Genomic DNA, 2,445 nt, shown 5'->3' on the forward strand with positions numbered 1-2,445 from the left:
GCTCAATCTTACCCAGATTAATACCAACTCTACTCCTATACCACTAGGCATAAATTCGGCTGGTAGGGTTGCTGCATTTCCTTATCCTATTAATGCTAGTGCAGTCGCTAATGTAAATTATCCTACCGAAGCAGATAATGCTTTATGGTTTAGAACAACAACAAGTACAGATGGCAACCCAGGCGACTCAACTAAGGTATCTTACGCGAAGAACCAACCACTATACTATCTGCCTCCCAATCAAGGTGGAAGCAAGTTAATTTTACCAGAAACACCAGATATTCCAGGCGTTTCTAGCTTAAATCTGCCTACTGGAGACCAAAGTGCCTCTGATTATGCAGTGTGTATCAAGAATGGTGGTACTTCCCAAAACTACGTATCAAACAACGCGAACCTAACTACATCTCCAGGTAATAGCAACTGTCCTTCTGCTACTTACGATGCCATTAATAATTTCATTGGCACTGGAGGTACAAATGGACTGTACGATCTGACCTCGCCAGCACCTACTGTCTTAGCAGCTAATGTTGACAAAAAGATTACAGTTCTGAGCTTGAGAGCCCAGCAGGCTCTTAATGTATATACTTTACCAAAAAACACTTTTGCTAACGGTGCAACAATAACACTCGATTCCGGTGGGAATCCAAATGCGATATTTGTAATCAAGGCAGATAACTCATTAGGTTTTGGTGATAATTGTAGTGCCGCTAATAATAGTTGTGGCAACGGAGTTGTCATGAATATCGGCGATGTCAATCCAAACAACATATTTTGGGCTATTAATGGTGCGCCACAATTTGAAAATGTCAATGATACAGTTCCTCACAAATTGTTTGGTAATTTTGTTGGTAAAAGTGGTACTCCAATTCTTGGAAATAATGCACAAATAACAGGTCGTATTCTTGGATTTGTTAGCGCTCCAAATATTGTGGGAAGTGGTGCTATCACAGCAATAACTAGCACTGATCAGCCTTCTATAGTACCAGTCCTCCAAATTCATAGCCCAGAAGGAACTCCCTCTAACAGCAGTACCGCTCTACCAACTAATGGCAATCTCGATGGTCAGTGGCTACAACGTGTAACGGCTGAAAACGTAACCATTAATGCTGTTTTTGTATCAGGCAACAGTCCTAGCCGACCAGAAGAAAGTGATTTAGCGGGTCTGCATAACTTTGTACGTTTTCTAGAAAGATGGGCAGATAAACCACTCAATATTAAGGGTAGCTTCATGCAACTTAAGCGTAGTGCTTACGCTACAGCGCCATTCGCAAATCTACTAGCTGCCAAAAAATCAGCCAACGATGGTACTCTGAGCATTTTTGGATATAGATCCACTTCCTACAAAGGAAGTAGCATAGCCTATTACACTCCACCAACTCGGCAATGGGGGTTTGATGTAGGGCTTTTGTCTCAGTCTCCAGACCTTTTTGCCCAAAAATTTACACTACCACCAACGACTCCTCCCGATGAGTTTTTTAGGCAAGTAGGACAAGACGATCCTTGGGTGCAAAATTTGCTTTGTGCGGCTGAAAAGCCAAGTCCTACAATTAATAGCTATATTGCTGCTATCGGCAATCAACGCCCTTCTTCTTGCCCAGCCTCCCTTAGTTCTTATGCAGATTAACGCCCGACTTAAAAATTCTGTAGCTACTGATTAACTATGATTACACCCAAATACAAACAAATCTTTACTAAATCTAATCAATCTGGTTTCACCATTATTGAGTCCTTAATAGCTGTAGTTGTAGTATCTATCTTGATGGCTGCGATCGCACCGGCGATCGGTTTATCAGTAGCTACACGAGTTCAGGCAAGGCGAATAGAATTAGCTTCCCAAGCTGCTAGAGCTTATGTTGATGGCGTAAAAGCCGGAACGATTGCGGCTCCCCTTCACACTGTCACGCTATCGGAAGTAACTACAACAGCCGCAACAACAACAGTTCCAGCAAAAAAAATATTCACACCGCAGCGAAGCACCTTTGCAGCTATTTCGCCTCCTACAAGTACAGGTAGCTTCACTTGTACTGCTCCGACGACAAATCCTGTAACGACAACAAACTATTACTGTACAGAAAACACTTCTACATTAAATTTGTACTGTGTTAATGGCGATGCAACCGACGGCTGTAGCAGCGATAGTGTTAGAGACTTGATAGTTCAGTCTTTTCGCAGTGTTACTAGCATTCCGACTGATCAAAATTACATACTAGGAGTACGAGTTTATCGAGCAGAGGGCTTCAAAACTTCTGGTGATTTCGACGATCCCAATCCCGACGACCAACCTACACAGCAAGCTACGTTTACTGATGGACTTGGCAAGCTGAAATTTCCCCTATTGCAAATGACCACAGAAATTACTGGCTCTCAGCCTGGATATCAGGACTTTTGCAATCGCTTAGGCGGTTGTACTTAAATTATGCTTGCCAAACTAGATCGGAAGAGCAC

Annotated in this window: 1 protein-coding gene and 1 pseudogene; both read left to right on the top strand. The window is 42.6% G+C overall.

Annotated features, from left to right (window positions below; genetic code table 11):
* Nucleotides 1-1,624 (top strand): annotated as a pseudogene (locus AC2VE5_RS25835) (hormogonium polysaccharide biosynthesis protein HpsA); the annotation flags it as partial.
* Between the two features lie 36 nt (nt 1,625-1,660).
* Nucleotides 1,661-2,413 carry a hormogonium polysaccharide secretion pseudopilin HpsB gene (hpsB, locus tag AC2VE5_RS25840; protein ID WP_486890433.1) on the top strand — a complete coding sequence of 251 codons (753 nt, stop codon included), beginning with the start codon at nt 1,661-1,663 and terminating at the stop codon, nt 2,411-2,413.
* The last annotated feature ends 32 nt before the right edge of the window (nt 2,414-2,445 follow it).

This window comes from Aliterella sp. E5.1, assembly GCF_057473825.1.

Coding starts and splice junctions, on each gene's coding strand:
- hpsB (WP_486890433.1), top strand. CDS start 1,661: ATGATTACACCCAAATACAAACAAATCTTTACTAAATCTAATCAATCT.